Raw genomic sequence first — 8,263 nt, 5'->3', positions numbered from 1 at the left:
GCTCCACGAAGACGATGCGCAGCGCCGGGAACCGATCGAAGACCCCGTCGAAGATCAGGCTCATCACCTGGTTGGCCGCCAGCAGCGAGTAGGTCACCATGAAATCGTGGTTGTAGCTGGGGAATCCGACCGGCGGCATGGGCATCGTCTCGTAGGCGCCACGGCTGAGATGACAGCTCACCGGGAGGTCGTGTTTCACCGCGGCGGCCCAGATCGGGTCGTAGCGGGCGTCACCCCACGAGGGCCGGGGTTCGGCCTTGATCAGGATCTGCGCCATATAGGGATGCCCGGCCCAGTGTTCGATCTCGGCGACTGCGGCCCGCGGATCGTCGATGGCCACACAGATCGAGCCGCGCCAGCGCTGATGCCAGTTGTTGTGCGAATCCAGCCATTGCGCGTCGAGCCAGCCGTTGACCCCGGTCGCCATCGCGGCGGTGGCCTCCGGCAGGCGGGTCGCCTTGACGGTGGGCTCCAGGATCACGATATCGGAGCCGGCCTCCATGATGAGCTGCCGGAACGCCATATCCGGGTCGCTGCCGGGGAATTCGCCGTTCTCCGGGAACGTATCGACCCGCATCGCCTTCGAATGCGCGTAGTCGGGCGCGTCGTAGATGATGGTGTCGCCCACTCGGTGACTGAGAAAGAACGAGGTACGCCACGGTTCCGGGATATGTTCCACCAGGTCGCCCCGCCGGGGGACCGGGTGCACATCGGAATCGACGACGCGTACCGGAACCAGTTCCGTGGAAGGAACTCGCGCTTGTACCTGTGCTGTTGTCATAACGCCTCCTTCGTAGGGGCTGCATACGGTCGGCGGAGGCCGTAGCGAAGGCGGAGGTATCGCCGCTTCGTGGACAGATCCGAGGGGGCCGGATTCATCCGCCGACCGCGGTTACGGCGTCTATATCGATGCTGTACAGCCGCGCGGCGTTTCGCCAGCAGAGTTTTTCCCGCTGCTCGGCGGTGAGCGCCGCGGGCAGGGTGTCGATATCGCCGCCGTGCCAGTGCGGATAGCTGGAACCGAACATCACCATGTCGTCCTTGCCGGTGAAGTCCAGCCATTCGCCGGCGAACGGGGCGTCGCCGGGACCGTCGATCGTGGCGTGCACGAAATACACGTGTCCGGGCAGGTAGTCGCTGGGCATCCGGGGCGCCCAGGGGGTCTGTTCGAGGTGCGGCCGGCCGAAGGTGTCCATCCGCCAGGTGAACGGGGTGAGCAGATCGGCGCCGCCGTCGGCCCAGACGAATCTCAGATCCGGGTACCGCTCGAACACGCCCTCGGCGATCATGTTCATCAGGTGATAGATGTAGTTCAGCCCCATGAACCCGTAGTACTGCTCGTAGGTGCGGGGATGTCCCGACGGGGTGGGCGGCAGGCCGATGCTCTCGCCGGTCTCGATATGCACCGCCACCGGCAGGTTCGCCGCCGCGGCGGCCTCCCACAGCGGCCAGAACTGCGGTTTCCCGTACAGTTCCCGCGATTGCAGGGGAATACCGAGCTGCACGATCCGTGGATGGTCGCCCAGCCGCTCGATTTCGCGCAGCGCGCCGGCGATGTCCTCGGGATTCACCCGCAGGGTGCCCCGGAAGCGATCGTGATGGGTACCGCTGTCCAGCCAGCGCGACACCATCATGTCGTTGTGGGCGGACAGGACCGCCGTGGTGAGATGACGGTCGGGCAGGATGCCGCGGGTCATGGGATGCAGAATCGCCACATCGACACCGCGGGCGCCGAACAGCTGCTCACCCACGAACTCCGGGTCCGAGCCCGGATACCCGCGCTGCGGTCCCCGCGCGCCCTTCGCGTACTCCCCGCCCGGCGCCCCGTACCAGTCCATTTCGGCGTCGGGGATACCGCGGCTCTTGAACGGCTCGTTCAGGAATGTCCGCATATCGTCGTTGGAGCGGAAGAAGATGTGCACGCTGGTATCGATCACCGGGGTGCGGGTGCCGTCGGGCAGATCCTTCATGGCGATACCTCGTCGGGGAAACAGGAGTACGGCCGATCCTCGCGGGTATCGGCCGTACTCCGGCGGTCAGTACTCGAAATCGATCACGACGGGATCGGGATGTTCGGTTACCGGCGCGGCCGGTCCCTGCTCGTCACAGATCCGCTGCAGATGTTCGAGGGTTTCCTCGAGGCCGGGGCCCAGCCGCTTACCCGGGGTGAAGGTGGCCGGCAGATGACGCATGCCCTGGATGACACCGATGGTGTCGTAGTGCACCGTGCCGACCGGGTCGCACTTGTAGTCCGGCATCCGGTCCAGCACCGCCAGGAGCATGGACTTGAACACCGTCCGCGCCACATTGGATCCGATGCACCGATGTACCCCCAGCCCGAAGCTGAAGTGCCGGTTGCCCTTACGGTCCAGCACGATATCGTCGGCGTCGGGGAAGATGGTCTGGTCCCGGTTGGCCATCGCCCAGGACAACCACAGCCGGTCGCCCTCTTTGAACTCGGTGCCCTGATAGGTGCAGTCGTCGGCGATGGTGCGGCCGTCGCCCGGGGCGGGGGTGAAGTAGCGCAGGAATTCCTCGGTGGCCGAGTCCAGCAGATCCTCGCGGTCCCGGCTGAGTTCCTCGCGCTGATCCGGGTTCTCCGCCAGCCACTCCAGCGAATGCGCGGTGAGCGCGGTGGTGGTGTCGAAGCCGCCGCCGATGAGCAGGCCCATCATCCCGAGCAGTTCCATATCGGGGGCCGGTTCACCGTCGATGCGCAGTTCGACGAGTGCCTTGATGAGGCCGGGCTTCGGGTCGGTCTTGGCCTCGTGCAGGCTGGTGAGGATATCGATACCCATGGTCCGGTGCATTTCGGCGACCCGGGGGGCGTCGGGGGAGTTCTCGGGGGTGTAGACCGAGGCGTGGACCGGATCGCTGTACACCGACCACTTCTTCAGCGGGATGCCCAGCATCGCCAGCGTCAGTACGGCGGGGACGATATTGGCCAGATCGTCCACGAAGTCGATGCGGCCCGTCTCGATCTTCTCGTCGAGGCTGGCCCGGACGATCTCGTCGATGAACGGCTGCCAGCGTTTCACCGCGGCGGGCGACAGGTACGGATTGAGGATCGAACGGTAGGTGCGATGTTCGGGCTCGTCCATTTCCAGCATGCCGCCGCGGACCAGCGCGGCCCGCTGCGCCTTCGGGATCGAGATGCCCTGGTAGCCGCGGCGTTCGTTGTGCACATCGTGGTCGACCGACGCCTCGGGGCAGCGGGCGAGTTCGAAGACCGCGTTACCGCCGGCGGCGACCCAGTGCCCGTCGTAGGTCTCCGACCACGCCACCGGGCATTTCGCATGCATCTCGTGGGTGATCTCGCTGAACTTCTCCCGGTACTCGGGAGTGTGCCGATCGAAGTGGTACCGGTTCTGTTTGCGCTGGTCGTTATCCGTAGAAGTCACGGTATGTAGTCCCTCTGCTGGTCACTGGGTCGGCGAACCTTCGCCGGGGGTCCCGGAGCTCTGCGCCACTCCGGGAGTCGTCGGATGGCCGACTCGGCACCGGGCGGCGGCGCGCGTATCGATCGCCTGCGAGCTGCGCGCCGCCTGCGCCGGCGTGGCCGGGCGGGTCAGAGCTTGTGGTCGTACCACTTCAGGTAGCCGCCGGCATCGACGCGCAGCTGCATACCGGTGACGAAGCGGGCTTCGTCGGAGACCAGATACAGGATGGCGTTGGAGATATCGACGGGTTCGATCCACGGGGTCTTCATGGCCTGCTGCACGTAGAAGGCCGGTTCCGCGTCGGCGCGGCCCGGGTTCTCCAGATCGGGCCGGAAGGACCGGTACATGGGTTCGCTCTGCAGCATGTCGGTGTTGCAGTTGGTCGGGTGCACGACATTGGCCCGGATACCGCGGGTGGACAGGTGCCGGGCGATATCGAAGACGTAGTACGACAGTGCCCGCTTGGAGTGGACGTAGGCCATACCGCCGAGGTCCGAACCCGGGTTGTCGACCTTGCTGGTATCGACCATCGCCGCGGTCGACCCGGTGGCCACGATGGACGCGCCCTCGCCGAGATGTGGCAGCGCGGCCTGGATGGCGTTGATGGTGCCGACCAGGTTCGTATTGATCACATCGGTCCACGCCTGGATATCCGGCTTGCCCTTCATACCGGCGACGCCGGCCTGGGCGATGACGATATCGAGTTTGCCGAGTTCCGCGACGCCCGCGTCCAGTGCCGCCTTCAGTGCGACCGCGTCCCGGACGTCGGTCTGGGTCGCGACGATGCGGCGGCCGGTCTTCTCGACCAGGCGCACGGTTTCCTCGAGGTCTTCGGGCGTGGCCAGCGGGTACCCGATGGTCGACATGCTCTGGCAGATATCGACGGCGATGATATCGGCGCCTTCCTCTGCCAGTCGGACGGCGTGGCTACGGCCCTGACCGCGCGCGGCGCCCGTGATGAATGCGACTTTGCCCTCAACACGTCCCACAGCATTCCCTTTCGATCTGTGTTCGGGAGTGACCTGCCCGGTGCGCCGGAACCGGTTGGGGCCCGGCGCGATACGGGACAGGGTGCGCGGCGACCGCCGCGCGCCGATCCGGCCGTGGACCCGATGCTGTATTGCCGGCGGAGACCCAGCACCGCCGGGTACCGGCTGCGGACATACGGCTGTTCTCGTATGCGAAAAGAACTGCGTTTTCGCATACGAGAACGGTACTCTACCGCTGGGGTCGGCGGCAAGGTTTCGGAAGAAGCCTGGTCGATCCGGCAATCTTCGGGCAGCCGCCCATTCGTGCGCCGATCCGGACCGCCGGATATCGGCAAGCTGCGTACCGTACGAGTATCCAGTGTTTTCATCATTGGAGAATCCAATTTTCACCAGTCGGCGGGATTCGCGCACCGGCTCGCGTTCCGGACGGCTCGCTGCGGCCGGCCCGATCACCGCCGATGCGGAAGGGGTGACCGGAATGACCATTCGGAACAGCCGAGGTGGCGGCGCATGACCCGTTCGATACCGGAAGAACTGCGGGCCCGGTACCTCGCCGAGGGGTGGTGGACCGGCGACACCATGGGTGATCTGCTGAGCCGGGGACTGGCCGCGGCCCCGGACGCGGCCTTCCGGGTGCACTCCGAGGTGCGCCCGTGGCGCGGAACCTTCGCCGATGTGGACCGGGTGGCCCGGCGGCTGGCGGCGGGCCTGCGGGCGCGCGGTGTGGGTCCCGGCGATGTGCTCGCTTTCCAGCTGCCCAATTGGATGGAGGCGGCGGCGACCTTCTGGGCCGCGTCGTTCCTGGGGGCGGCGGTGGTGCCCATCGTGCATTTCTATGGACCCGCCGAGCTCGGCCACATCCTGCGGGTGGCGCGGCCGAAGGTGTTCATCACGATGACGGAATTCGGCCGCCGGGCCTACGATCCCGAACTCTGCGCCGATATTCCGATCGTGGGCGTGGTGGGCCGCGATTTCGACGAGCTGCTCGCCGACGAACCCATGACCGGCGTGCTGTCCGCCGATCCGGCCGGTCCTGCGCTCATCGCCTTCACCTCCGGGACCACCAGTGCCCCCAAGGGGGTGGTGCACAGTCATCAGACGCTGGGCTGTGAATCCCGGCAGCTGGCCGAACGCAACGCCGACGACCGCGGTGACCAGCTCACCGCGACCCCGGTGGGGCATTTCATCGGTATGGTCGGCGCCTGCCTGTTGCCCGTGCTGCACGGGCGGCCGGTGAACCTGCTGGATGTCTGGGATCCGGGCCGGGCGCTGGCGCTGATGAAATCCGACGGGCTGGTCGTGGGCGGCGGGCCACCGTATTTCGTGACCAGCATGGTCGAACATCCGGACTACACCCCCGGCCATCTCGCGCATATGCGGCATGTGGGTCTGGGCGGGTCCGCGGTGCCGGTGGCGGTGACCCGGATGCTGACCGATCTCGGGGTGATCGCCTTCCGGGCCTACGGCAGCACCGAGCACCCGTCGATCACGGCCTCGGCGCTGGACGCGCCGGAGCGGGAACGGCTCACCACCGACGGCCGGCCGATGCCGGGGGTGGAGATCCGGTTCGCCGCGGACGGCGAGATCCTCAGCCGGGGCCCGGATCTGTGCCTGGGCTACACCGATCCCGAACTCACCGCGCGCGCTTTCGATGCCGACGGCTGGTACCACACCGGCGATATCGGGGAACTGGACGCCGACGGCTGCCTGACCATCACCGATCGCAAGGCCGATGTCATCATCCGCGGCGGGGAGAACGTGGGGGCCCGTGAGGTCGAGGATGTCCTCGACGCGATGCCGCAGGTGGCCGAATCGGTGGTGATCGCGCTGCCGGACAACCGTTTCGGTGAGGTGGTGGGCGCGGTGCTGCGGCTGCGGCCCGGCGCCTGCCTGCCGTCCGAGGCCGAGGTGCGGGAGTTCTTCGAGCGCGCGGGGGTCGCGCGGCAGAAGGTGCCGGCCTGGTTGTTCGAGGCCACGGACTTCCCGCGCACGCCCAGCGGCAAGATCCAGAAACATTTGATCCGAGAGGGTATTGCGGCATCCATCCTGCGAGAATAGTATTCTCAAAAAGGGAGATTACCGTTTTACCAGCGCTGGTCCGGCCCGTGCCCCGCACGGCAGCCCGCCGGACCGGCGCAGTTCACCCCGCCTGCTCGCCGAAAGGACAGCGCAGTGCCATCGCATCAACCGGCCGCCGAACCCGGCCCGACGCACGCCTGGGACTCCGAAACCGATGTCGTGGTTCTCGGGTCCGGCGCCGCCGGGCTCACCGCGGCCCTCACCGCCGCGGTCGAGGGCGCGGCGGTGGAACTGTTCGAGAAGGCGCCGACCGTCGGCGGGACCAGCGCGGTCTCCGGGGGCCTGGCCTGGATTCCCGCGCACACCCGCGCCGAACGCGAACTCACCGTCGAGGACGCGCTGGCGTATCTGTCGGCGCAATCACTGAATTCGATGGACGACGAGCTGGTGGAGGTGTTCGTGCGCACCGGCGCGCGGATGCTCAACTACGTCGAACAGCACAGCGCCGTGAAATTCGAGGTCGCCGAGGGGTTCCCGGACTACAAACCGGAGCTGCCCGGCGGCCGGCCCGCCGGCGGGCGGTCCATCGGCCCGGCCGCCTACGATCTGGCGCGGCTCGGTGCCTGGCGTGACCGGATCACCACCTTCCCGCTCGACTGGAGCAATGTCGGGTTCGACGCCGAGACCCGCGCCCGGCTCCGGTCGGTTCTGGGTGATGCCGGCGCCGATGTCTGCGTCGCCGGCCAGGCATTGGTGGCGGGTCTGCTGGAAGGTGTGCTGGCCGCGGGGATCACCCCGCGGACCGGGGCGCGGGCGGTAGAGCTGCTGGCCGCCGGTGGTGCGGTCACCGGGGTGCGGATCACGCTGGAGGATCGGGAGATCTCGGTCCGGGCACGTCGCGGGGTCGTGCTCGCCACCGGTGGATTCGAATGGGATCCCGGACTGGTCACGGCGTTCCTGCGCGGCCCGATGACAGGACCGGTGTCCCCGCCGAACAACACCGGCGACGGGCTGCGGATGGCGATGGCCCTCGGCGCCGAACTCGGCAATATGGGCGAGGCCTGGTGGGTGCCGGTGGTACAGCTGCCCGGCGACACCATCGACGGTGAACAGCGCAGCCGCAGCGTCCGGCTCGAGCGCACCCGCCCCCGCAGCATCATCGTGAACCGGGCCGGGAAGCGTTTCGTCAACGAGGCGGCGGAGTACAACTCCATGGCCGGGGCCTTCCACTACCTGGATCCGCGCGGCGGCTACGTGAACAACCCCGGCTGGATGGTGTTCGACGCCGAACATCTGCGCCGCTACGGATTCCTCGGTGTGGAACCGGGCGGTGCGGCCCCGGACTGGTTCTGCGAATCGGCCGACCTGGACGAACTGGGGGCGCGCACCGGAATCGACCCGGCCGGGCTGCGGGCCACCGTGACCGCCTGGAACCGGGCGGTCGCCGCCGGATCCGATCCCGATTTCGGCCGCGGCGACAGTGAATACGACGGCTACTGGGGCGATCCGGACGCCGATACCGTCGCCGGCCGCACGCTGGGCCCCCTCGACACCGGGCCCTACTACGCGGTCCCGGTGACGGTGGGTGCCATGGGTACCAAGGGCGGCCCGCGGACCGACCGGGAGGCCCGGGTCCGGCATATCGGCGGTGCGGTGATCCCCGGTCTGTACGCGGTGGGCAATGCGATGGCCGGGGTGACCGGCCGGGCCTACGGCGGCGCGGGCGGAACCATCGGCCCCGGCATGGTGTGGGGCTTCCGGGCCGGATATCACGCGGCCACCGGCGATTCGGCGAAGTGCTGAGTCATCGGAGGC

Annotated in this window: 6 protein-coding genes; 2 read left to right on the top strand and 4 right to left on the bottom strand. The window is 67.8% G+C overall.

The window, feature by feature from the left end; all coding sequences use genetic code 11:
* The 4 genes from ACWDU1_RS03835 to ACWDU1_RS03820 all read right to left on the bottom strand — a co-directional run.
* On the bottom strand, window positions 1-781 hold a 781-nt coding region (locus ACWDU1_RS03835; protein WP_449995717.1), incomplete at its 3' end, for an amidohydrolase family protein.
* Window positions 782-875: 94 nt separating this feature from the next.
* Window positions 876-1,970 (bottom strand): amidohydrolase family protein, encoded by a 1,095-nt coding sequence (locus ACWDU1_RS03830; RefSeq protein WP_449995715.1) that lies wholly within the window; start codon window positions 1,968-1,970, stop codon window positions 876-878.
* A 66-nt stretch (window positions 1,971-2,036) separates the two neighbouring features.
* A complete protein-coding gene (locus tag ACWDU1_RS03825) occupies window positions 2,037-3,401 on the bottom strand; it encodes a cytochrome P450 (protein WP_449995713.1) in 1,365 nt (454 codons plus the stop codon).
* 167 nt (window positions 3,402-3,568) lie between these two features.
* On the bottom strand, window positions 3,569-4,429 hold the full coding sequence (locus ACWDU1_RS03820) for a mycofactocin-coupled SDR family oxidoreductase (RefSeq protein ID WP_449995711.1): 861 nt from the start codon (window positions 4,427-4,429) through the stop codon (window positions 3,569-3,571).
* Between the two features lie 510 nt (window positions 4,430-4,939).
* On the opposite strand from ACWDU1_RS03820, the gene ACWDU1_RS03815 reads away from it, so the two are divergent.
* The gene (locus ACWDU1_RS03815) at window positions 4,940-6,487 is read left to right on the top strand and encodes an AMP-binding protein (protein WP_449995709.1); all 1,548 of its coding nucleotides are present in this window, start codon (window positions 4,940-4,942) and stop codon (window positions 6,485-6,487) included.
* 114 nt (window positions 6,488-6,601) lie between these two features.
* The gene (locus ACWDU1_RS03810; RefSeq protein WP_449995707.1) at window positions 6,602-8,251 is read left to right on the top strand and encodes an FAD-dependent oxidoreductase; all 1,650 of its coding nucleotides are present in this window, start codon (window positions 6,602-6,604) and stop codon (window positions 8,249-8,251) included.
* Window positions 8,252-8,263 lie beyond the last annotated feature (12 nt).

The organism is Nocardia sp. NPDC003345 (assembly GCF_053589395.1).
This window is presented reverse-complemented; position numbering and strand designations above follow the sequence as displayed.

Excerpts from the sequence above, each read along its gene's own strand:
- ACWDU1_RS03815 (WP_449995709.1), top strand. The coding sequence starts at position 4,940 with ATGACCCGTTCGATACCGGAAGAACTGCGGGCCCGGTACCTCGCCGAG.
- ACWDU1_RS03830 (WP_449995715.1), bottom strand. The coding sequence starts at position 1,970 with ATGAAGGATCTGCCCGACGGCACCCGCACCCCGGTGATCGATACCAGC.